Annotated in this window: 19 protein-coding genes; 5 read left to right on the top strand and 14 right to left on the bottom strand. The window is 74.9% G+C overall.

Annotation, left to right across the window (positions count from 1 at the left end):
• Positions 1–207: 207 nt before the first annotated feature.
• Positions 208–1,704: a SpoIIE family protein phosphatase gene (locus ACIOGZ_RS16160; protein ID WP_363582366.1), complete on the top strand. Its 1,497-nt coding sequence runs from the start codon at positions 208–210 to the stop codon at positions 1,702–1,704.
• Positions 1,705–1,787: 83 nt separating this feature from the next.
• On the opposite strand, the gene ACIOGZ_RS16155 is transcribed toward ACIOGZ_RS16160, so the two are convergent.
• The 7 genes from ACIOGZ_RS16155 to ACIOGZ_RS16125 all read right to left on the bottom strand — a co-directional run bounded on the left by ACIOGZ_RS16155 (position 1,788) and on the right by ACIOGZ_RS16125 (position 8,965).
• Positions 1,788–2,138 (bottom strand): DUF2516 family protein, encoded by a 351-nt coding sequence (locus tag ACIOGZ_RS16155; RefSeq protein ID WP_063348783.1) that lies wholly within the window; start codon positions 2,136–2,138, stop codon positions 1,788–1,790.
• Positions 2,139–2,260: 122 nt separating this feature from the next.
• Positions 2,261–2,815 carry a hypothetical protein gene (locus tag ACIOGZ_RS16150; protein WP_363582368.1) on the bottom strand — a complete coding sequence of 185 codons (555 nt, stop codon included), beginning with the start codon at positions 2,813–2,815 and terminating at the stop codon, positions 2,261–2,263.
• A gap of 2 nt (positions 2,816–2,817) precedes the next feature.
• Positions 2,818–3,288 (bottom strand): helix-turn-helix domain-containing protein, encoded by a 471-nt coding sequence (locus ACIOGZ_RS16145; RefSeq protein WP_400986234.1) that lies wholly within the window; start codon positions 3,286–3,288, stop codon positions 2,818–2,820.
• 69 nt (positions 3,289–3,357) lie between these two features.
• Positions 3,358–4,473, bottom strand: a complete 1,116-nt coding sequence (locus ACIOGZ_RS16140) for a MerR family transcriptional regulator (RefSeq protein ID WP_400986232.1) — start codon at positions 4,471–4,473, stop codon at positions 3,358–3,360.
• Positions 4,474–4,507: 34 nt separating this feature from the next.
• Entirely contained in the window at positions 4,508–5,401 is an 894-nt protein-coding gene (locus ACIOGZ_RS16135) for an RNA polymerase sigma-70 factor (RefSeq protein WP_400809940.1), read from the bottom strand.
• Between the two features lie 43 nt (positions 5,402–5,444).
• Positions 5,445–5,726, bottom strand: coding sequence for a hypothetical protein (locus ACIOGZ_RS16130; protein ID WP_400809938.1), 282 nt, complete (start codon positions 5,724–5,726; stop codon positions 5,445–5,447).
• Positions 5,723–8,965 (bottom strand): SNF2-related protein, encoded by a 3,243-nt coding sequence (locus ACIOGZ_RS16125; RefSeq protein ID WP_400986230.1) that lies wholly within the window; start codon positions 8,963–8,965, stop codon positions 5,723–5,725. The genes ACIOGZ_RS16130 and ACIOGZ_RS16125 overlap by 4 nt, the downstream gene beginning before the upstream one ends.
• Before the next feature lie 182 nt (positions 8,966–9,147).
• Here ACIOGZ_RS16125 and ACIOGZ_RS16120 point away from each other — a divergent pair, with 182 nt between their 5' ends.
• Entirely contained in the window at positions 9,148–9,756 is a 609-nt protein-coding gene (locus tag ACIOGZ_RS16120) for a YceI family protein (RefSeq protein WP_400986228.1), read from the top strand.
• Between the two features lie 141 nt (positions 9,757–9,897).
• Here ACIOGZ_RS16120 and ACIOGZ_RS16115 read toward each other — a convergent pair whose 3' ends face one another.
• Complete coding sequence (locus tag ACIOGZ_RS16115) at positions 9,898–10,860, bottom strand: LysR family transcriptional regulator (protein ID WP_400986226.1); 963 nt, start codon at positions 10,858–10,860, stop codon at positions 9,898–9,900.
• A gap of 112 nt (positions 10,861–10,972) precedes the next feature.
• Between ACIOGZ_RS16115 and ACIOGZ_RS16110 the strand changes: the two genes are divergently transcribed.
• Together ACIOGZ_RS16110 and ACIOGZ_RS16105 are read left to right on the top strand one after the other, a co-directional pair.
• Positions 10,973–12,253, top strand: coding sequence for an MFS transporter (locus tag ACIOGZ_RS16110; protein ID WP_400986225.1), 1,281 nt, complete (start codon positions 10,973–10,975; stop codon positions 12,251–12,253).
• 10 nt (positions 12,254–12,263) lie between these two features.
• The gene (locus tag ACIOGZ_RS16105) at positions 12,264–12,743 is read left to right on the top strand and encodes a macro domain-containing protein (protein ID WP_363631783.1); all 480 of its coding nucleotides are present in this window, start codon (positions 12,264–12,266) and stop codon (positions 12,741–12,743) included.
• Here ACIOGZ_RS16105 and ACIOGZ_RS16100 read toward each other — a convergent pair.
• The gene (locus tag ACIOGZ_RS16100; protein ID WP_400809931.1) at positions 12,728–13,300 is read right to left on the bottom strand and encodes a GNAT family N-acetyltransferase; all 573 of its coding nucleotides are present in this window, start codon (positions 13,298–13,300) and stop codon (positions 12,728–12,730) included. The genes ACIOGZ_RS16105 and ACIOGZ_RS16100 overlap by 16 nt on opposite strands.
• Positions 13,301–13,494: 194 nt before the next feature.
• On the opposite strand from ACIOGZ_RS16100, the gene ACIOGZ_RS16095 reads away from it, so the two are divergent.
• The gene (locus ACIOGZ_RS16095) at positions 13,495–14,271 is read left to right on the top strand and encodes a TetR family transcriptional regulator (protein WP_363582390.1); all 777 of its coding nucleotides are present in this window, start codon (positions 13,495–13,497) and stop codon (positions 14,269–14,271) included.
• Between the two features lie 75 nt (positions 14,272–14,346).
• Here the strand turns inward: ACIOGZ_RS16095 and ACIOGZ_RS16090 are convergent, their stop codons facing one another.
• The 5 genes from ACIOGZ_RS16090 to ACIOGZ_RS16070 all read right to left on the bottom strand — a co-directional run bounded on the left by ACIOGZ_RS16090 (position 14,347) and on the right by ACIOGZ_RS16070 (position 20,751).
• Entirely contained in the window at positions 14,347–15,627 is a 1,281-nt protein-coding gene (locus tag ACIOGZ_RS16090; protein ID WP_363631787.1) for a GNAT family N-acetyltransferase, read from the bottom strand.
• 40 nt (positions 15,628–15,667) lie between these two features.
• On the bottom strand, positions 15,668–16,189 hold the full coding sequence (locus tag ACIOGZ_RS16085; RefSeq protein ID WP_400809928.1) for a GNAT family N-acetyltransferase: 522 nt from the start codon (positions 16,187–16,189) through the stop codon (positions 15,668–15,670).
• Between the two features lie 115 nt (positions 16,190–16,304).
• Positions 16,305–17,576 (bottom strand): C40 family peptidase, encoded by a 1,272-nt coding sequence (locus ACIOGZ_RS16080; protein ID WP_363631805.1) that lies wholly within the window; start codon positions 17,574–17,576, stop codon positions 16,305–16,307.
• Positions 17,577–17,814: 238 nt separating this feature from the next.
• Positions 17,815–18,897 carry a hypothetical protein gene (locus ACIOGZ_RS16075; protein WP_400842981.1) on the bottom strand — a complete coding sequence of 361 codons (1,083 nt, stop codon included), beginning with the start codon at positions 18,895–18,897 and terminating at the stop codon, positions 17,815–17,817.
• Between the two features lie 78 nt (positions 18,898–18,975).
• Positions 18,976–20,751, bottom strand: coding sequence for a threonine/serine exporter family protein (locus tag ACIOGZ_RS16070; RefSeq protein ID WP_363582400.1), 1,776 nt, complete (start codon positions 20,749–20,751; stop codon positions 18,976–18,978).
• Positions 20,752–20,922 lie beyond the last annotated feature (171 nt).

Genomic DNA, 20,922 nt, shown 5'->3' with positions numbered 1-20,922 from the left:
CCCCGCCGACGCGGGGATCCCAGCCGTCGTCCGAGTCAGATCACCGCACCGCCACCGGCGTGGCAAAAACCACAACGGCGCCGGTCGGCCAGAGAAATCCCCGGAGATCACGTTATGGTCGCGAGAAGTTCCCCGGCGCACGGTGCCAGGCGGGCACTGCGGACGGGCGCTGACCGTTACGCACTCGGGGAAAGGGAGGAACCACCGATGCCCGCAACGGGAGACGGGCGGGCACCTGGTGCCACGAGCCTGTCGGGCGCCCAGGCCGGCGCCCCCGTTGACCATGCCCGCAACCGCCCGGCCCTGACCGGCCCGACGCCGGCCGGCCCGGTGACGGCCGCTCCCCCGATACCGCACCCCCGGCACCAGACCGGACACACCTCGGCCCCCGCCGACGCCCCCGCCGCGGTGGCCGCCAGCAGCACCGCTCCGCTCAAACTGCTGGTGATCGAGGACGACGCCTCCGACGCCCAGCTGATCAAGGCGGCGGTCGCCGACAGCGGCACCTCGATCGAGATCCACTGGGCCCGCGGGCTGGAACAGGCCACCGAACTGCTCGCCGTGTCCCCGTCCGGCACCCGACGCGGGCGCTCCCGCGGCAGCGAGTTCAGCTGCGTGCTGCTCGACCTCGCCGCCCCCGCCGACCTGCCGCACCCGTCCGACGACTCCGACGGCCTCGAAGGCCTGCACGAACTGCTCCGCCGCGCCCCGCACACCGCGGTCGTGGTGCTCACCGACGCGGCCGGCGCCGAACTGGGCGCGGCCGCCGTCGCCGCGGGCGCCCAGGACTTCCTGATCAAGCACGCGACGGACGGCCCGCTGCTGGGCCGCGCCCTGCGCTACGCCGTCGAGCGCAAGCGCGCCGACGAGTCGCAGCGCCGCCTCGTCGAGGCCGAACTGCGCGGCCAGGAGAACGCCCGGCTCCAACGCCACCTGCTGCCCACCCCGCTGCTCGACGGCGCGGGCCTCTCCTTCACCCGGCGCTACCGCCCGGGCCGCCGCCGCGCCCTGCTCGGCGGCGACTTCTACGACGCCGTCCGCACCGACGACGGCACCGTCCACGTCGTGATCGGCGACGTCTGCGGCCACGGCCCGGACGAGGCCGCGCTCGGCGTCGCCCTCCGGATAGCGTGGCGCACCCTCGTCTTCGCGGGCCTCACCGGCGAGGCCCTGCTGACCACCCTCCAGCACGTGCTGGAACACGAGCGGCGCAGCGACGAGATCTTCGCGACGCTCTGCATGCTCGTCATCGAGCCGGGCGGCGCCAGCGGCGGCCTCGACTCGCTCGGCGCCGGCGAGCCTGCCCGGCTCTACCTCGCCGGGCACCCGGCGCCGCTGCTGCTCGGCCGCGACCACCAGCCGGTCACCCTGCCCGCCGACCTCGCCGGTCCGGCGCTCGGCCTGCTGCCGTGCCACGACGGGCAGGCCGCGTGGCCCGCCCACCAGCTCGAACTCCAGCCCGGCTGGCGGTTGTTGCTCTACACCGACGGGCTGATCGAGGGCCGGGTCGGGGCCGGCTCCCGCCGCCTCGGCCAGGACGGCCTGGCCGACCTCATCGGCGACCACCAGTCCGCCGGGCTCACCCGGGGCCGGCTCGTCGACAGCGCCATCGCCGAGGTCGAGGAGTTGAACGGCGGCGCGCTGACGGACGACGTCGCGGTGCTGCTGCTGGAACGCAACCCGGTGCAGCTGATCCTCGGCTGAGCCGGCTGGATACGGCGAGGCCCGGGCGGGTGAACTCCCCGCCCGGGCCTCGCCGTTGCCTGGTCGTCGCCCGATCGCGCGGCCTACCAGGGGCCGTACGGACCGGTGTTGCTGCGGCCGCCACGGCCGCCACCACCGGTCAGCTCCCGGATCGCCGGACGCACGTCCACCATGTAGACGATCGACGCGACCAGCCCGGCGAGCGTCCCGATGCCGGTGAAGAAGTTCACCCCGAACAGCAGGTCCCAGCCGAAGGCGATCGCCAGGATCGCCAGCCAGAACGGCTTGGTCTTCTTGTCCGCCGCCCGGTAGGCGTCCTCACGGCGGGTGACCGCGTCGCCCAGGGCGAACAGCTTGAAGCCCAGGATGGCGACGGACAGCCACCAGATCGGGTTCAGATAGGCCAAGTCCAGAATCTGGGCCACTCCGCCCATCACGCTCTCCTCTGTCTCTCGCCTCCGGCGCTCCGGCCACCGCCCATCCTGGCACGGTCGACCGTCCGCTCTCCTGTCAACGTCCTGCGGTCACCGGATGTGCCCGTCCGGCGGCCCTACCCTCACTCCGCGCGGTCGGTGGCCTTCCGGGCGCGGGCGGCCTTCTTCGGGGCGGGCCGGGCGTCGGCGGCCGGGGTGTCAGTGTCGGTGTCGTCCTCGACCAGCTCGGCCTCGACCGGCTCGGACGCCCGGGCGAGCTCCGATTCCCCGGCCGGCTGCCCCGGCTCGGCGGGCGCGCCCGGGCGGGCCCGATCCACCACGACCTTGCCGCGCTCGGCCAGCTCGTCGTACGTCTCCTTGGCTTTCACCGCCAGCTCGACCGCGCGGCCGACCTGCTGGAGGGCGAAGCCCTGCGCCCGCTCCTGGAGGGTCCGCAGGTCGACGGGGAGCGTCGTGACGGTCTCGGTGACCTTGGCCTGCGCCTCGGCCAGCTTCGTCTGCGCCTCCTGGAACCGGGCGGTGGCCTTCTCCTGCGCGCCCTTGCGGTCCGCGGTGAGCGCCTCCACCCGGCCCGGCACCTCGCGCAGCTTCTCGTACGCGAGATCCCCGGCGCCGGCGATGGCGTACAGCGGGGTCGGGTCGCTCAGGGTCTTCTTGATCTCGTCGGTGATCGGCATGCTTACCGGTCCTCCCGGTGGATGTTCTGGGTGGCTGAGCCGTCGGTCGTCGGGCCGGAGGCTGGTGGAACGCCGGTGCCGGTGCCGGTGCCGGCCGCGGGCGACCGCTCGGCCACCGCGCCCCGCTGGACGGCGTTCTCCTTCAGGAAGGCGTCGTAGACCGCGAGCAACGCCTGCTTCTGCTGCTCGTTGACCAGCGGATCGGCCAGGATCGAGGCCCGCAGCTCCAGGCCCTCACCACGCCGCTCCTCCAGGATCCCGGCCTGGACGTACAGCGTCTCCGCCGAGATCCGCAGCGCCTTCGCGATCTGCTGCAGGATCTCCGCGCTCGGCTTGCGCAACCCGCGCTCGATCTGGCTGAGGTACGGGTTCGACACGCCTGCGGCCTCCGCCAGCTGGCGCAGTGAGTACTGCGCGTTCCGGCGCTGCTCGCGGATGTACTCGCCCAGCGAGCCGACGTTCAGTGAGGCCATGCCAGCAGACTGCAACATCCTGCTTGCAGATGCAAGCAGGATGTTAACAACAGCAAACGGCGGGCGGGCTCAGCCGAGGTCGGGGACGCGGACCGGCATCAGGAGCGAGAAGGTGCCCTCCCGGCCCGGCGTGCGGATCGCCAAGGGGGCGATCGGGCCGCCGAGTTCGAGCACCAGTTGCTCGGGCCGGCCGACCCGCAGGGCGTCCAGCAGCAAGTCGCGGTTGACCGCCACCCTCAGGTCTCCGGACGCGGATTCGGGGCCGGGCTCGGCACCGGCCACCGCCAGGCGGCCGTCCGCCGTGAGGGTGAGGACGGTGACCGCGCAGTCCGCGCCGTTCGGGCCGGAGGGCAGGGTGCGGGTGGCGCCGGTCTCGACGGCGCCGCGCAGTTCGGCGGCGGACAGGTCGATCCGGTGCTCCGGTTCGAGCCGGGTCAGCACCCGGTGGTCGGGGTAGTCGAAGTCCAGGGCGGCGCCCTCGATCCGGTGGCCGCCGGTCTCGGCCCGGACCAGGCCGCCGCCGAGGGTCACCGCGACCTCGGCCGCGCCCGCGCCCGCGCCGAGCAGCGCGCGCAGGGCGTCGACCAGGGCGGTGGGGACGATCGTGCCGCCGTCCGGCCGGGCGGGCGCCGTGGTGGCGGGCACCTCGGCGAGCGCCATCCGGTAGCGGTCGGTGGCGACCAGGCGCAGCACCGGGCCGTCCGGTTCGAACAGCACCCCGGCGAGCGCCGGGGTTCCGGGGTCGCCGCCGACGGCGAAGCGGACCGCGTCCAGTGCGGCGGCCAGTTCCTCGGCGGGGACGGTGAAGCGGACTTCGGCGGGGGTGGTGCTCATCGGTTGCTCCCTCTGGTCGATCATCACGCGGATCAGGGAGAGCTCGCGGCGGGCGTCGGCGAGGCCGTCCTCCAGCCGGCGCCGGTGCGCGTCGAGCACCCGCGAGGCCTCGCCGGAGCCGGGCGCCGCGCCGAGCACGGCGCGGATGCCGGCCAGCGGCAGGCCGACCCGGCGCAGCCGGGCCAGCAGGCGGGCGTCGGCGAGTTGCCCGGGCCGGTACCAGCGGTAGCCCGTCTGCGGGTCGACCCAGGCGGGGGTGAGCACCTCGGCGCCGTCGTAGTAGCGCAGGGTGCCGACGCCCAGGCCGCTGGCGCGGGCCAGCTCGCCGATGCTGTGCAGCTCGCTCTCCATGCCGGTGACTCTGCGGGCTCGACCAGGTCGAGGGTCAAGCCCGGCCGGCGAGGTGGGCGAGCTTCGACGGGTTGCGGACGATGCGCAGCTCGGCGATCCGGGGCCGACCGTCGGGCCCCTCGACGAAGTCGAACACCGAGACGGCGTCGATCGCGCCGTCCTGGGTGACCAGCAGCCCGGGCTGGCCGTTGACCAGGACCGGCCGGAGCTCGACGCCCTCGCCCAGCTGGCCGAGCACCCCGAGCAGGAAGCGGGCGACGTTGCCGGCGCCGGTGACCGGGCGCAGCGCGGCGCGGACCACGCCGCCGCCGTCGGTCCAGGAGGTGACGTCGGGGGCGAGCAGGTCCAGCATCCGGTTGAGGTCGCCGCCGACGCAGGCCGCGAGGAACTCGTCGGTGGCGCGGCGGCGCAGCTCCGGCGGGGCGTCGTAGCGCGGCCGACGGGCCCGGACGTGCGCCTTGGCCCGGCTGCCGACCTGCCGGCAGGCGGCCTCGGTGCGCTCCAGCGCCTCGGCGATCTCCCGGTAGGAGAAGCCGAAGGCCTCGTTGAGGACGAAGACGGCCCGCTCCAGCGGGGACAGGCTCTCCAGCACCACCAGCAGGGCGAACGAGACCATCTCGACGCGCTCGACGTCGGCGGTCGCATCCGGTTCGGCGACCAGCGGCTCGGGCAGCCAGGGGCCGACGTAGGCCTCGCGGCGGACGGCGGCCGAGTCGAGCCGGTTGAGCGCGAGGTTGGTGACCGTCCGGGCCAGGTAGCCGCCCGGGTTGGCGACCGGGCCGCTGACCCCGCTCCAGCGCAGCCAGGTGTCCTGGACCAGGTCCTCGGCGTCGGCGACGCTGCCGAGCATCCGGTAGGCGATACCGAAGATCATCCGGCGGTGCCGCTCGAAGTCGTCGAGGGCGGGGTCGGTGAGAGTGTCGGTCACCGCTCCGACGCTACCGCACGGGCCGTGGCGAGCCGAGGCCTCGTCAGCCGCGGAACGCCTCGTACGCGGGGGCGAGCAGGGTGGCGAGGTCGCGGCCGCGCACGGTGACGCCGGAGCGGCCGAGACGGCGCAGCGAGGGCTCGTCGGGCTCCTCCTCGGGCCCGGGCGGGGCCGGGCGCAGGGTGAAGCCGCCGCCCCAGTAGGCGGCGACGTTCACGGCGGGGGCGTTCACGGCGGGGGTGTTCCCGGGTTGGGCGTCCCCGGGTTGGGCGTTACCGGCGGGGGCGTTACCCGGCGGGACGGGGGCGGGGCGGTCGGGTGTCATGCGTCCTCCTCGGCGACGGCGTCCTCACGGGTGAGCGCGACCAGTTCACGCAGCGCCTCGACCGGCAGGTCGGTGAGCCAGCGCTCCCCCTCCCCCACCACCGCTGCGGCCAACGAGCGCTTGGCGGCGAGGAGTTCGTCGATCCGCTCCTCGACGGTGCCGACGCAGACCAGTCGGCGGACCTGGACGTCCCGGCGCTGGCCGATCCGGAACGCGCGGTCCGTGGCCTGCTCCTCGACCGCCGGGTTCCACCAGCGGTCCAGGTGGATCACCTGGTTGGCGGCGGTCAGGTTGAGGCCGGTGCCTCCGGCCCGCAGCGAGAGCAGGAACACCCTTGGCCCGTCCGGGGACTGGAAGCGCTCGACCATCTCCTCGCGGCGGGCCCGGGGGACGCCGCCGTGCAGGTAGAGCACTTCCTCCCCGAGCCGGCGGGCCAGGTACGGGCGGAGCATCGTGCCGAACTCGGCGTACTGGGTGAAGACCAGCGTCCGGTCGCCCTCGGCCAGCGCCTCCTCCAGCAGTTCCGCCAGCCGGGCCACCTTGCCCGAGCGATCGCCCAACGCCGAGCCGTCGTGCAGCAGTTGGGCCGGGTGGTTGCACACCTGCTTGAGCTTGCCGATCGCGGCCAGCACGGTGCCGCGCCGCTCCACGCCCCGGATCCCCTCGACCCGCTGCAGCAGGTCGGCCACCACGGCCTGGTAGAGGCCCGCCTGCTCGGCGGTGAGGCTGCACCAGACGGTCATCTCCTGCTTGGCCGGCAGCTCGGCGGCCACCGCCGGGTCGGACTTGAGCCGGCGCAGCACGAACGGGGCGGTACGGCGCTGGAGTTCGGCGGTGCGCTCGGGGCTGCGGTGCAGTTCGACCGGGATCGCGTAGCGCTCCTTGAAGCGCTCGGCCGGGCCGAGCAGCCCGGGATTGGCGAAGTCCAGGACGGCGTGCAGTTCGGCGAGCCGGTTCTCCACCGGGGTACCGGTCAGGGCGATCCGGTGGCGGGTGACGGGCAGCGCGCGGACGGCCCGGGACTGGGCGGTGCCGGCGTTCTTGACGTACTGCGCCTCGTCGGCGACCACCCGGCGCCAGCGGATCGCCCGCAGCGCGGCGAGGTCGCGCTGGACCAGCCCGTAGGTGGTGATGACGAGGTCCGCACCCCGTACGGCTTCGGCGAGTCGGTCGGCGCCGAGGCGGCCGGAGCCGTGGTGGACGTGGCGCCGCAGCGCGGGGGCGAAGCGCTCGGCCTCGCGCTGCCAGTTGCCGACCAGGGACATCGGGCAGACCAGCAGGGTGGGGCCGACCGCCCCCTCGGCCTGCTCGGTGGCCAGCAGGGCGAGGGTCTGGACGGTCTTGCCGAGGCCCATGTCGTCGGCCAGCACGGCCCCGAGGCCGAGCCCGGCCATCGCCCGCAGCCAGGCCAGGCCGCGCTCCTGGTAGGGGCGCAGGGTGGCCCGGAAGTCGGGCGGCAGCACGGGGGCGGGGGCCGGGGCGGCGCGCCCGGCCAGCAGGTCGCCGAGCGGGCCGTCCGCGCGGACGGCGGTGACGGACAGCCCGGCGACGGTCGCCTCCGGATCGAGGGCCAGCCGCAGCAGGTCGGCGGTGGCCAGCACGCCGTCGCGCCGGTCGGCGAGGAAGGCGAGCGCGGCGGCGATCTGCTCCGGGTCGGCCTCCAGCCAGGTGCCGCGGACCCGGACCAACCCCTGCTTGGCGGCAGCGAGTTCGGCCAGTTCCTGCTCGGTCAGCGGCGCCCCCTCCGGGCCGAGCGCGGCCTGCCAGCGGAAGGCGACCACGGCGTCCCGGTCCACCTGGGAGGCGACGGCGAGCGAGCCCGGCGCGGGCGGGGTGGTGGCCCGCAGGGCGAGCCCGAGCCTGGGCCGGCGGCGCCACCAGGCGGGCAGCAGCACGCCGAAGCCGCCCTCGGCGAGGGCGGGCGCGGCGGTGCGCAGGAAGTCCAGCGCGCCGGCCCGGTCGAGCGGCAGGGCGGCCGGGCGGGAGCGGTGCCGCAGGCCGTCCAGGGCCGGCCAGCGGTGGGCGGCGCGGGCGAGCTCGGTGACCAGGACGTCGGCCGGGTCCGGCGCCTTGCGGGCCAGCGCGGCGTGGGCGGCGCCGCCTTCGTGCAGGTCGGCGGCACGGACCAGCAGGGAGGGCTCGTCGACGGCCTGGAGCAGGAACTCCAGTTGCCAGGCGTCGTCGGAGGGCCGGCCCTCGGGGTCGTCCGGGTCGGGACCGAGCGGCTCCAGCAGGCGGAAGCAGAGCCGGAGCGCGGGCGCGGTGGGCTCGGCGGCGGCGTACCAGGCGGCGAGCCGGCGGCGCAGTTCGGCGAAGCCCTCGGACTGGACGTTCGCGAGGCCGCCGTCCGGGGTGGTCAGGGCGTGCAGCCAGCGTTCGGCGGCGGCCCCCACCGCGGCGGTCCCCATCGCAGCGGCCGTCGGGGCGTCGGCTCCCAGCGCGGCGGCCGTCGGGGCGGGCGCCGGAGCGCCACCGGTTCGGGCGTCGCCGGTCCGGGCACCGCCCGGGCCCAACGGGGGCGTGCCGGCCAGGGCGGCCCGGGCCTCGGCGTCCACCAGCGCGCCCAGCGCGGCGTCCAGCAGGGCCTCGCCGGTGCCGGCGGCGCCGGCCGGCCACTCCCCCAGCAGGACGGGCGGGCAGCCGTCCGCCAGTGCGGCGGCCTCCCGGCGGCCCGCCGGGGTGGGGTCGGGCCGCCAACGGGCCTGCGGACGGCCGTCCGCCAGGACGGGCAGCGGCAGCACCCGGCCCCGGCCGACCGTTCGCCAGGCGAGGTCGTGCACGCCGGTCAGCCAGCGCAGCGAGGGGCCCTGGACGACCTCTACGCGCCCGGTACCGGGCAGATCGGTGCTGGTGACGGCCCAGTGCGGGTCGAAGACCTCGCCGAGCAGTTGGGCGGCCGCCCCGGTGTCGAAGAGCAGCGCGGGGACGCGCCAGGGCGCCAGGACCGCCGCGCCCCGGACCGGGGTGACGGGCAGGTCGGGCGAGGGCGCGGGCAGGGCGCCGGTGGTGGGCAGCAGCAGGGTGGCCCAGCGCTCGGGGGCCTGGCCGGCGAGCCAGCCGAGGCCGGGCCCGATGCCGCCGAGGACGGCGGCGAGTTCGCCGGCCGGGCAGGCGTAGGGGTGGGCGCGCGGGGCCGCCCGGCCGGGGCGGGGCTCGGCGGCGCCCGGATGGGCGCGGGCGTCCTCGGCCCACAGGGCCAGCCGTCCGCCCGCCCGCCAGAGCGCGTGCAGGACGAACATGCGGGAGGCCTTCCGGTCGGCGGAACCGTCCTTCGCAGCCTAACCGGGCGGTCCGACAGTGCCGCTCCGCCAAGTCTTTCGCGAAACGCCGAGGGCTGTGGTTGAAATTTGAACGAAAGCGGCCTACGCTGAAACCAACAAGTTGAAGCCTAAACAAATGGCTTCGGACCCGAGGAGGAGCCATGGGCCTGTTCAACCGCACCAAGACCACCACCCCCACCGCCGTCGCCGAGACCCCGACCGGCCCGGACCTCGCCCACCTGACCGGCGACTGGACCATCGACACCACGCACAGCGAAGTCGCCTTCTCGGTGCGCCACGCCATGGTGACGAACGTCAAGGGCCGCTTCACCGAGTACGACGGCAAGCTGCACCTGGACGGCAGCACCCCGGGCAACTCCTCCGCCGACCTGATGATCAAGGTCGCCAGCATCGACACCAACCAGGCCCAGCGCGACGAGCACCTGCGCACCGGCGACTTCTTCGCCGCCGACACCTACCCGGAGATCCGCTTCCGCAGCACCTCGGCCGAACGGCTGCGCGGCGACACGTACCGGATGAGCGGCGAGCTGACCATCAAGGACACCACCCGCCCGGTGGTCCTGGACCTGGAGTACACCGGCAGCGCCACCGACGCCTACGGCGCCGAGCGGGTCGGCTTCGAGGGCAGCGCCGTCCTCGACCGCACCGAGTTCGGCCTGACCTACAACGCGGCCCTGGAGACCGGCGGCGTGCTGATCAGCGAGAAGGTCAAGCTCAGCTTCGACATCTCCGCCGTCAAGGCGGCCTGACCCGGCCGTCCACGACCGCCACCCGGGCCACCGGACCCGCCGCGCGGCCCGGTCCGCCCACCCGCCGCCCCTGCCGACCCCCGACGGCAGGGGCGGTGTCGCGTCCCAGGGTTTCCGGCGGCCCGTCCCGACGGCCCGGTCTCACCCGAGCAGCGCCGCGTCCGCCACCGGCAGCCAGCTGCCCGCCGGCCGGCGCAGCCAGCCCTCGGCCGCACCGAGCCCGGCGGCCGCGGCGCCCAGTGCGGCCAGCCCCGGGTGGCGCTCGCCGGGCCGGTGCACCAGGCTGACCAGGCTCAGCGGCACCGGCTCCACCAGCGGCACGTTCACCGCCCCCGGAATCCTCGGCCCGCCGACGGTGGTCAGCATCGGATCGCCGTGCCGGGCCAGGTAGCGGGCCGTCTCGTCCACGCCCACCGGCGGCACGTACGGCGCGGCCGGCGTCAGGCCGTGCTCGCGCAGCAGGCGGACGCCGAGATCGGCCCACTCGGTGGTGGCCGGGTTGCCGGCGCAGACGTCGACGGGATGCCCGGTCAGCTCGGCGACCCGCAGCACCGGACGGCCGGCCAGCGGGTGGGTGTCCGCCATCATCACCGAGATCCGCTCCAACCGGACCGGCCGCTGGGCGAGTTGGTCGCGCAGCGGGGCGGGCAGTCCGGCGAACCGGCCGAAGGACACGTCCAGCCGGTGGGCCAGCAGTTCGGCGGCGGCCGCGGCGAGGCCGCCGTGGAAGCGGGCCAGCAGTTCGCCCTCCGGCCAGGCGGCGCGGGCGCGTTCGAGCACCCGGTCGGCGGTGAGGTCCGGGCCGGTGACGTCGCTGTTGAGGTCCAGCAGCAGCGGCCGGGCCGCGGCGCCCGCCAGGATCTCGTCGTGCAGGGCGAGGAGCCGGCGCGCCCGGGGCAGCAACCGCTGCCCGGCCGGGGTGAGTTCGACGCTGCGGGTGGTGCGGGTGAACAGCGCGTCGCCGAGCAGCCCTTCCAAGGTCCGGATGTCCCGGCTGAGCGCCTGCTGGGCGACGTGCAGCCGCCCGGCGGCCCGGCCGAAGTGCAGGCTCTCGGCGGTCGCGACGAAGCCGCGGAGCAGTCGGGGGTGCAGGTCACGGGGCATGGGCGGCAGATTAACAACAACCTGCTGTGAATGCGACGGAACAGGTGTTGGACCGCCGCCGGGCACCGACGGGAGGCTGATGGGCACCCCCCTCACTCTCCCCAGGAGCCCGATGCCCTCGCGCGCCCTCCTCACCTCCTACCGGCGGCTGTTCGCGGCCCCCGGCGCAGCCGCCTTCACCCTCGCCGGGCTGCTCGGCCGGCTCGCGTTGTCGATGAACGGCGTCTCGCTGGTCGTGCTGCTCGCCGAACGGCGCGGCTCCTACGCGCTGGCCGGCACCGTCTCGGCGGCCGGGCTGATCACCGGCGCGATCGGGATGCCGCTGCTCGGTCGGCTGGTGGACCGGTACGGGCAGGCGCGGGTGACCGTACCGGCCGCGCTCTACAACGCCGCCCCGCTCGCCGCCCTGTTGCTCTGCCTCCGGCTCGGCGCACCCGACTGGACGCTCTACGCCTGCTGGGCGGCCGGCGCGGCCGCGCCCAACCTCGGCGGCATGGCCCGGGCCCGCTGGGCACACCTGTACCGGGCCGACTCGGCCGCCCGGCACCTGGCCAACTCCCTCGAACAGGCCCTGGACGAACTCTGCTTCATGGCCGGGCCCGTCCTCGCCATGACGCTCTGCACGGCGGTCGCCCCGGAGGCCGGACTGCTCGCCGCCGGGGCGCTCGGCACCACCGGCGCCCTCCTGTTCGCGGCCCAGCGGCGCACCGAACCACCGTTGCCCGCCCGCTCGGAGGGCGACCGCCACGGCTCGCCGCTGCGGGTGCCCGGGCTGCGGGTGCTGCTGCTCGCCTTCCTCGCCACCGGCGTCGTCTTCGGCTCGACCGAGATCACCACCGTCGCGTACGCCGACGCGCTCGGGCACAAGGCGGCGGCGGGCGCGCTGCTGGCCCTGGTCGCGGGCGGATCCTGCCTGGCCGGGCTGCTGTTCGGACTGCTGACGCCGCGTCGGGCGACCGGGGTGCGCTTCCTGTCCGGGGCCGCGGCGATGGCCGGGGTGCTGCTGCTGCCGCTCGCCGCCGGACTGGGCGGGGCCGGGCTCGGCCTGCTCGGGATCGCGCTGTTCGCGGCCGGCACGGCCACCGCGCCGACCATGGTGACCGGCATGACGCTGGTCCAGGAGCTGCTGCCGGGGCGGCAGTTCAACGAGGGGATGGCGGTCGCGGTGTCCGGCATCGTGGTCGGCATCTCGGGCGGCGCGGCGCTCGCCGGCGCGGTCGCCGAGCACGCCGCCCCCGGCACCGGCTACGCGCTGCCGGCCTGCGCCGCCGCGCTCGCCCTGCTGATCGCCCTGGCCGGGCGGCGGCACCTGCGCGCCGGCGGGGTCGGGGCGGCACCCGCCGCCGGGGCCCCTGCGGAAAATGCCGAGCGGACTGTCAGAGCCTCGGTCTAGCGTTCGAGGCATGGCGGAAATCACCTATGTCCGGGGCGATGCCACCGCGCCGCAGGGCAAGGGCGTGAAGGTGATCGCGCACGTCTGCAACGACCTCGGCGGCTGGGGCAAGGGCTTCGTGCTCGCGCTGTCCGGACGCTGGCCCGAGCCCGAGGCCGCGTTCCGGCGCTGGCACCGGGAGCGGGCGGGGAACGACTTCGGGCTCGGCGCCCTGCAGTTGGTGCAGGTCGAGCCGTACGTCTGGGTGGCCAACCTGGTCGGCCAGCGCGGCATCCGGACGGGGCGCTCCACCGGGGTGCCGGTCCGGTACGAGGCGATCGACACCGCGTTGGCCGCGCTGGGCGACCACGCGCGGGAACTCGGCGCCTCCGTCCACATGCCGCGGATCGGCTGCGGGCTGGCCGGCGGGCGCTGGGAGCGGGTCGAACCGCTGGTGTCCGCGCGGCTGGTGGAGCGAGGGGTGCCGGTGACGGTCTACGACGTCGGCTGAGCCGGCGCCGCCTGCGCTGACACCGCCTGCGCCGCGAGGCTCTCGGCGGACCAGCTATACACGCACTCGGGCAGCACGTACCCGCCCGGGAACACACCCTCCTGCACCCGCGTCCGCACGCCGCCCTCGCGCTCGTAGAAGGCGATCGCGCGGACGTTGTCGCGCAGCACCTCCAGGTACAGCTCGGCCCCGGGGTGCCGTTCGGCGACGTGGGCGCGGGCCGCGGCGAACAGCGCGCGGCCGACGCCGCCGCCGGTCCGCCCGGGGCGGACGTGCAGGTTGTCGACCAGTACCCGGCCGTCCGGCTGCGGGACGAGGTAGATGAACCCGACCGCCTCCCCGGCCTGTTCGGCGATCAGCAGTTCGGGCTCGGCGGCCGGATCGCCGTAGTCGACGGTCAGCCGCAGCTCCCACAGCTCGCGCCGCTGGACGGGCAGCCCGTCGCCGAGTGCGTCCGCGGGGACGATCCCGCGGTAGGCGGTGCTCCAGCTGTGGGCGTGCAGGTCGGCGACGGCCGCGGCGTCCTGCGCTCCGCCGCGCCGGATGGTGGTCTGCACGGGACTGATCATGTGACGAGCCTCCCACAGATTGGAGTTGAACATGTTCAAGCGAAACCTCTACAGTGCTCACATCATTTTGAACGCGTTCGAAATGGCGGGGGTGGTGGATGTGGCACCGAGCACGGAGGGGACGCCCGGTGCCGCGTCCACCGACACAGGTCGGAGCTTCGTCTCCGGTTAGGCTCGTGCCCGTGGACGACCTGGCAGCGACGAACCGAACGGACGGCACGAGCGGTGCGGCCGACAGCGGGCCCATGCCCGGCGGCCGGGCGCAGCCGAAGACCGACAAGAGCGAGCAGACCCGGGCACTGATCCTGGAGACCGCGATGCGGCTCTTCCAGGAGCGCGGCTACGAGAAGACCACCATGCGCGCGATCGCCACCGAGGCGGGCGTCTCGGTCGGCAATGCTTACTACTATTTCTCGGCGAAGGAATTCCTGATTCAAGGGTTCTATGACCGAATGACGTACGACCATGCGGCGGATGCCAGGAACCGCATGGCCCATACGCGGAACTTTGCCGAGCGCCTGGAAATCGCGCTGACCTCCTGGCTCGACACGGCCGCGCCGTACCACGAGTTCGCCGCGCAGTTCTTCCGCACGGCCGCCGACCCCACCAGCTCGCTGAGCCCGTTCTCCAACGAGTCCCACCCGGCGCGAGCGACCGCCGTGGAACTGTTCCGCGACGTGTTGCAGGGATCGGAGCTGGCCCCCAAGCTGGACGCCGAGCTGGGCGAGCTGCTGCCCGACGTGCTCTGGCTGCACCTGATGGTCGTGGTGCTCTACTGGGTCTTCGACCGGACCGAGGACACCGAGCGGACGCGGGAATTCGTCCGCCGGTCCACTCCCATGGCGGCCCGGGTGATCAACCTCTCGCGTTATCGGGTGTTCCGCCCGATCGTCCGCGATGCCAAGGGCCTCATTCAGGACTTCATCCTGCCCACCATCGGGAAAACCGCCGTCAAGTAACCCGCCCGAGGGCAGCTCGGACGCGTCGAGGGCCGGACCGCAGCGGTGCGATCCGGTCCTCGGCGTGGCGGCCGCTCAGAAGCCGTCCGGGTTCCAGGGCTGCAGCGGCGTGCGCAGCAGCAGGTCGGCGGCGGCCGCCGCGCCGGGGCGCAGTTCGGTGAGCAGGCCGGCCGCGAGCAGCCGGGGCGCCGTCTCGCCGCCCAGGTAGAGCGACGCCAGCTCGGAGGCGTCCAGGGCGAGGTCGGCGTCGTCCGTGGTCCGGGTGCAGCGGCCGGTGCCGTCCGCGGCGACCTCGATCGCCCAGCGGCCGGAGGCGTAGCCGAGCCGGTCCTCGACCTCCAGGACCACCCGGCCGGGCGCGCCGTACGTCCGGGCGTCGAACGCGGCCGCCACGTCCAGCACCCGCAGCCAGGTGAAGTCGGCGTTGTCCACGTACGGGGTGGCGGCGCGCGGGTCCTGGAGCAGCAGCGGCAGCGGGTCGTCCGGGCCGATGTTCTCCGCGACGACCTTGTGCACCCAGTCGACGGAGAGGACGAAGCGCCACAGCTCGGCGGCGGTCGCCCGGTCGAGGGCGAGGAAGTCGGCCACGGTCAGGGTGCAGTTCGGGTAGCTGCCGTCCCAGGTGTCGTCGACCCGGTAGGCCACCAGGCCGGTGACCGTACCGTCGGCGTCCCGGTGGACGGCCGCGAACGGCTCCTTGAACTCGTTCCCCGGCACCTTGAGTTCGCCGGTGTTCCGCTTCCACCACAGCTCGTCGCGGGCGATCGCGCCCGGCTGGGTGCGCCGCCAGCGCTCGTGCAGGTCGGGGCCCAGCTCGCGGGCCTGCGCCATGGTCACGAAGTCGATCCGCCCGCCGGGCACGGTGGGCAGGCCGTCGCGCAGACCGCGGGTGCGGTGCAGGTCGATGTTCCAGCCGTGGCCGCGGGTGGCCGGGCCGAAGCCGTAGCGGCCGTAGATGTTGTACTCGGCGGCGATCAGGATGGCGACCGCCGAACCCCGCTCGGCGGCGGCCGCGAGGTCGCGGCGCATCAACGTGCCGAGCAGGCCGCGGCGGCGGTGGGTGGTGCTGACCGTCACGGCGGTGACGGCGTCGGCCCGGACGGTGGCCCCGCCCGGGACGGTCAGCTCGACGTCGAAGCTGCGGAAGGTGGCGATGCAGCGGTCGCCGTCGAAGCCGGCCAGCATCCGGCCCGGCTCCCACTGCAGGCGGCGGAAGTCGGCCGTGCTCTCCGCGTGCGAACGCAGGAAGCCCAGAGCGAGCGCCCGGTCCCACGCGGCCACCTCGCTCTCGGCGATCGCGCGGATCTGGAGGCCGTTCACGATGTCGACGGCCCCGTCATCGGTTGTGTTGCCCATCGGGCCACCGTACGGGCGCCGCTTTCGGGCGGCATCCCATTTATTCCGTGCCCGATGCGTGGTGCTCCCCCGGCACCACCACCCAGTGGTTGCAGTGCAGGACTCGGTCGGCGAAGTCGACGTCCAGCTCGCCGAGCAGCCGGAAGCCGAGCGCCCGGCAGATCCCGTTGGACGGGCCGTTGGCCGTCGCCGGGAAGGCGTGCACCGGGCCCCACCGGCCGTCCCGGGCGGCCGCGTCCAGCAGTTCCCGGACGGCCGCCTTGGCGAGGCCGCGCCCCTGGAACTCGGGCAGCACCATCCAGCCGATCTCGGCCACGGCGGCGCCGTCCTCCTCGTGCGACCAGAGCGTGACGGAGCCGGCCACCACCTCCGGCCCGGCGCCGTCCGGGACGATCACCTTGATCCACGAACGGTCCTCGGCGACCTCCACGACGTCCTTGCGCAGCCGCTCCCGCACCCGCTCCTCCGGCAGCGGCCCGCCCAGCTGGGCCATCATCACCGCGTCGCACCGCATCCGGACGTACGCCCCGACGTCCCCCGCCTCGACGTCCCGCAGCCTCATCGCGTCTCCTCCCGAGTGATCGACGCGGCCACGCTAGCGCCCGCCGCCGACAGCCCCGACGCGAGCCGGACGCGCACATCGGGCCCTGCGGGCGGGCGCGGAAGCGGGCCGGGCGCTACGGGCGGGCGTAGAAGTCGGGGGTGCCCATGATCCAGAGGCTGGCCTGTTTGACCGGCATGCCGACGCGGGGGGCCTCGATCATCTGGTCGTCGCCGATGTAGAGGCCGACGTGGTGGATGTCGACGGCGCGGCCGGTGTCCGTCCAGAACACGAGGTCGCCGGGGCGCAGCTGGCGGTAGCTGACCGGGGTGCTCTGGGCGTACTGGTCGGCGGCGAAGTGGTTGAGCTGTTTGCCGCCCTCGCGCCAGGCCATCATGGTGAGCCCGGAGCAGTCGTAGCCGGCCGGGCCCTCGCCGCCCCAGATGTAGGGCAGGCCGATCTTGGAGCGGGCGAAGGCGATGGCGGCGGCGGCGCCCTCGGCGGACCACGCGCCGCCGGCGGCGGGAGGTGCGGCCGGGGTGGCCTTGGCGGCGGCCTCGGCCGCGGCGGCCGCTTCGGCGGCGGCCTTCTCGGCGGCGGCGCGGGCGGCGGCCTCGGCCTCGCGGGCGGCGATCGCCTCCAGGGCCTCGCTGCGCCGGCGCTCCAGGTCGACGGTGGTGTGCCGGGCGGCGGCCAGGTCGGTGAGCAGTTGTTCGCGGCGGCGGTCGGCGGCGGTGACCGCCTCCTGCTGGGCCGCGAGCCGGGCCTCGGCCCTGGCCCTGGCGGCGCCGACCTCGGCGGCGGCCTTCTCGGCGTTCTCGGTGGCGGCGCGGGCGGCGGCGGAGGCTCGGGTCGCGGCGGCGGCGGTGGAGGTGGCGGCGTCGAGGATCTGCCGGGTGCGCTCGCTGGCGACGCCGATCACGGCGGCGCGGTCGCCGGCTTCGCGCGGGCCGTGGGCGCCGAGCAGGGCGTTGAGGGCGGAGAGTGCGGCGCCCGCGCCCTGGCGGTACGTTTCGGCGGCGAGCTGGGCGGCGTCCTCGGCGGCCGCGGTGCGGTCGGCCTCGGCGGCGGTGGCGCTCCGGGCGGCGGCAGTCTCGTCGGCGCGGGCCCGGACGAGGGCGAGCTGGGCGCCGTTGTAGGCCTCGACGGCCTGTTCGGCGCTGCGGCCGGCCTGGTCGAGTTCGGTCCGGGCGGCGGCGAGGCCGGCTTCGATGGCGGTGACGGAGGCGGCGGTGCGGTCGGCCTCGGCGCGGGCCCGGTCGATCTCCCCGGTGGTCGGGTACGGGTCCTCCGTCCGGGCGGGGCCGGCGGCCGGTTCGGGGTCCGCCGGGGCGGCCTGGGCTGCGGGGAGCAGCCCGAGCAGGGCGGTGAGGGACAACAGGAGGGTCGGCAGGAGCCTGCGCGCCACGAGACATCCCCTTCTCACGGGTCCGGAGGGGACGGCGGCGGACGGTCCGCGGCGCTCGGGCGGGGCGGCCGGGCGGAGCAGGTCCGACGAATCATCCCATCACATGACAGAACGGTCACTCGCCGATCATGTTCTCAACTCCGGCGCTTTTCACACCTCGGACGCACTCCGCCGGGCGGGTGACCATCAGATGATCTGACCACAAGTCACCTTCAGCCGGGCGCACAGGGTATGCGAACTACCGGTGGATCCGGCGGGTGTGCGGCCGCAGGTGGGGGTGTCGCCCGGACCGGTGCTCCACCCCGGTCGGACGAACCGCGTACGTCCGATTGCGCCCCGCCCGGATCGCACGACGGCGCTGCTGCGCCCCGAGGGACGGGCCCGCGCCGGGGCCGCCCCCGCCGTACGGCCCACCCGCCGCCGGGGAGTTCGCCGCCCCGGCCCCGGCGGCGGCCGCCGAGCGGCGGTCCGCCAGCCGCGCCTGACGCCGGGCCAGCGCCCGGGCGGCATGCGCGTCGAGGTGGGCGGTGGCCCGGGCGGACATCCGCTCGGCCACCCGGTGGGCGGCGGGGTGGTTCGCGGGCACCTTGTCGGGAGCGCCGGCGATCAGGTCGAAAAGCCAGGTACGGGCCCGGTCCGCACGCCGGTGCAGCAGGCGCTCGCGCCGGAGCGCACGCGCCCGGCGGCGCGGGCGCGTGGCGTACCGCCAGCGGGCCCACGGGCTGCTCGGGCGGGCCAGCCGGATCGCCCCGATCCAGGACAGGCCGGGGACCATGATGCCGAGCAGGCCGGTCCACATCTTGCCCTTGATCAGGGTGATCACCGAGGCCAGGGCGTTCACCGAGATCACCGTGATCAGGCCCCACCTGGTCTCCTGGCTGGGCACCACGCCGAGCGGCACGTACCCGACCAGCAGGAGGGCGGTGAACAGGATCCCGAAGATCACCGCGTCCACCGACTTGCGGCCCTGCTCGCTCCAGTACACGTCGTCCAGGTGCAGGATCAGCGCGAACTCGTCCAGCACCAGGCCGCAGCCGATGCCGAAGACCAGCCCGAACCAGTCGATCCACGGGTGCCCGCCGTACGTGGCGAACACCCCGACGCCGCCGACCAGCAGGAAGCCCAGGCCGAACACCATGTGATGGATGTGCAGGCCGCCGGGGGTGACGTTGCCGAACCACCACCGCACCTCGGCGCGGATCATCCGGACGCTGAACCGGATGCACACGAAGGAGGTGATGAAGCCGACCAGCAGCAGGAACAGCGGCTGTTTGTGCGCGGCGACGATGTGCTCGCGGTAGCCGTCCAGCAGTGTGGTCATGCGTCTTACCTTCGTTCCTGGTCCTGCGTGCGGCCTGCCGTGACATGGCCCGGAGCCCAACACCGGTCCAACGCGCGGTCAGAACCCGCGGGTGCGTTTGGCCGCCCGGCGCGGCACGACCGGGTACAGCGACGGGCGCTCGCCGCCGACCGGCAGCTTCATGAACATCCGGGCGATCTCACCGCCGAGGTTCACCCCGATCGCCAGCGCCATCGCGATCGCCGCCGCCCGGGAGACGGACACCAGGCCCGCGCTGGCGTGGCCCTGGGCGAAGGACAGCATCCCCAGGTAGAGCGCCGAACCGGGCATCAGCGGGCCGATCGCGGCGGTCACGTACGGCAACGCGGAGCCGTTGCGGTAGCGCGCCATCAGCTGGCCGAACAGGCCGACCAGGCCGGCCGCCACCCCCGTCGCCACGATCGGGGAGATGCCCGCGTTGTACGCCAGCACGCCGTAGCTGGCCCAGCCGATGCCGCTGTTCAGGGTGACCAGCGCGAGCGAGCGGCGGTCGGTCTGCAGCAGCGTGGCGAAGGCCAGGGTCAGCAGCATCGCGGCGATCATCTGGACCGGCGGGTAGGTGACGCCCGCCAGGCTCTCGTCCGGCCGCAGCTTCGCCTCGAAGCCGACCCCCAGGTAGAGGATCAGCATCACGCCGATCACGATGCCCGCGACCAGGTAGATCACCTCCAGCAGGCGGGCCGCGGCGGTGATGTAGAAGCCGGTCAGGCCGTCCTGGACGGCGGCGACCAGCGCCCGGCCGGGCAGCAGCGCGAACAGGCCACCGGTGATCACCACCGAGCCGCGCAGGCCCCAGTCGTTGAAGGACAGGATGATCCCGGAGGCGGCGGCCGGCATCGCGGCTGCCACGAACTGGTAGAACTCCGGCAGCCGGCGCCGGGCCAGCGTGGAGGCCAGCCGGTCGCCGAGGACGGCCGCGACGAAGGCGCTGGCGAACACCAGCCAGGCCTTGTCGTCGATCCGCCCGCCGACCAGGAAGGTGGCCGCGCCGGCCAGCAGACCCGTGGTCAGCGCGAGCATCCAGCCCGGGTACGGGTGCCGGTTGCGGCGGATCAGGGCGAGCCGGCGGTAGGCGTCGTTGACCGTGACCTTCTCCGCGGTGATGTCCGCGACCAGCTCGTAGACCGCGTTCAGCCGGGTGTAGTCGGAGGTGCGGCGGCGCACCACCCGGTCGGCGGTGATCGGCGGCTCGACCAGCGAGGGCTGGTGCGAGATGCCGATCAGGGTGAAGGTCACCTGCGGCTCGCAGCGGTCCAGCCGGTAGGCGTGCGCGATGCCGAGCATCGCCGCCTCGACGTCCTCGGCGGCCTCGCCGCTGGCGAGCAGCAGCTCGCCGATGCGCAGCGTCAGGTCGAGGATGCGGGGGACGTTGCGGGTCGCACCCGCGGAGGGGTGCAGCTCGCGGGCGGTCCGTTCGAAGGCGGGGCGCTCGGACATCGGCATGCGCAGCAGGGTGCGCATCCGGTCCGGCCAGGGCGCCTCGCCGGGGGCACCGGCGGTCAGCTCCGGGACCGGGATGCCCATCGGCGGGGTGTAGCCGGCGGCCCGCCACTCCTCGGGGGTGAGGGTGTCCTCGGCGACCGATCGGCGGCGGGCCGGGCGCGCGTCCTCCGGGCCGGGCGCCTGCCCGGGCACGGGGTGCGGCCCGAGCGCGGGGTGCGGCCCGGACCCGGCGGGCGCCCCGGACTCGGGGGCCGGCTCCGGCTCCGGCTCCGGGGACAGCAGGCCCCTGGTCTCCGTGATCGGCGGGACGAAGGGGACGACGGTGGCGGGCTCGACGGTCGGGGCCGGATGGCCCAGCAGGCCCTCGGTGGGCGGCGCCTCGGCGGGGTTCACCGGCCGTACCGGCGGCGTCCGCCGGGTCTGACGGACCGCCCGGCCTCCCCTCGCCCGCTTGCCTGCGCCCGGTCGGCCCCGCTTAGGCACTTCCGCTCCTTGCCGCCCCTGGTGGCCGTCGGCCACCGTTCGATCTCGGGTTACACCTTGCCTGATCGAACTGCCGGACGC

The sequence above is a fragment of the Kitasatospora sp. NPDC088160 genome, from assembly GCF_044741445.1.
Lineage (GTDB): Bacteria > Actinomycetota > Actinomycetes > Streptomycetales > Streptomycetaceae > Kitasatospora.
This window is presented reverse-complemented; position numbering and strand designations above follow the sequence as displayed.

Bases quoted from the DNA above. Each gene is read 5' to 3' on its own strand.
- ACIOGZ_RS16150 (WP_363582368.1), bottom strand. From the start codon at position 2,815: ATGCCGATCACCGACGAGATCAAGAAGACCCTGAGCGACCCGACCCCG.
- ACIOGZ_RS16110 (WP_400986225.1), top strand. From the start codon at position 10,973: ATGCCCTCGCGCGCCCTCCTCACCTCCTACCGGCGGCTGTTCGCGGCC.
- ACIOGZ_RS16125 (WP_400986230.1), bottom strand. From the start codon at position 8,965: ATGTTCGTCCTGCACGCGCTCTGGCGGGCGGGCGGACGGCTGGCCCTG.
- ACIOGZ_RS16075 (WP_400842981.1), bottom strand. From the start codon at position 18,897: ATGACCACACTGCTGGACGGCTACCGCGAGCACATCGTCGCCGCGCAC.
- ACIOGZ_RS16120 (WP_400986228.1), top strand. From the start codon at position 9,148: ATGGGCCTGTTCAACCGCACCAAGACCACCACCCCCACCGCCGTCGCC.
- ACIOGZ_RS16085 (WP_400809928.1), bottom strand. From the start codon at position 16,189: ATGAGGCTGCGGGACGTCGAGGCGGGGGACGTCGGGGCGTACGTCCGG.
- ACIOGZ_RS16115 (WP_400986226.1), bottom strand. From the start codon at position 10,860: ATGCCCCGTGACCTGCACCCCCGACTGCTCCGCGGCTTCGTCGCGACC.
- ACIOGZ_RS16130 (WP_400809938.1), bottom strand. From the start codon at position 5,726: ATGACACCCGACCGCCCCGCCCCCGTCCCGCCGGGTAACGCCCCCGCC.
- ACIOGZ_RS16160 (WP_363582366.1), top strand. From the start codon at position 208: ATGCCCGCAACGGGAGACGGGCGGGCACCTGGTGCCACGAGCCTGTCG.
- ACIOGZ_RS16155 (WP_063348783.1), bottom strand. From the start codon at position 2,138: ATGGGCGGAGTGGCCCAGATTCTGGACTTGGCCTATCTGAACCCGATC.
- ACIOGZ_RS16105 (WP_363631783.1), top strand. From the start codon at position 12,264: ATGGCGGAAATCACCTATGTCCGGGGCGATGCCACCGCGCCGCAGGGC.
- ACIOGZ_RS16090 (WP_363631787.1), bottom strand. From the start codon at position 15,627: ATGGGCAACACAACCGATGACGGGGCCGTCGACATCGTGAACGGCCTC.
- ACIOGZ_RS16140 (WP_400986232.1), bottom strand. From the start codon at position 4,473: ATGGAGAGCGAGCTGCACAGCATCGGCGAGCTGGCCCGCGCCAGCGGC.
- ACIOGZ_RS16145 (WP_400986234.1), bottom strand. From the start codon at position 3,288: ATGGCCTCACTGAACGTCGGCTCGCTGGGCGAGTACATCCGCGAGCAG.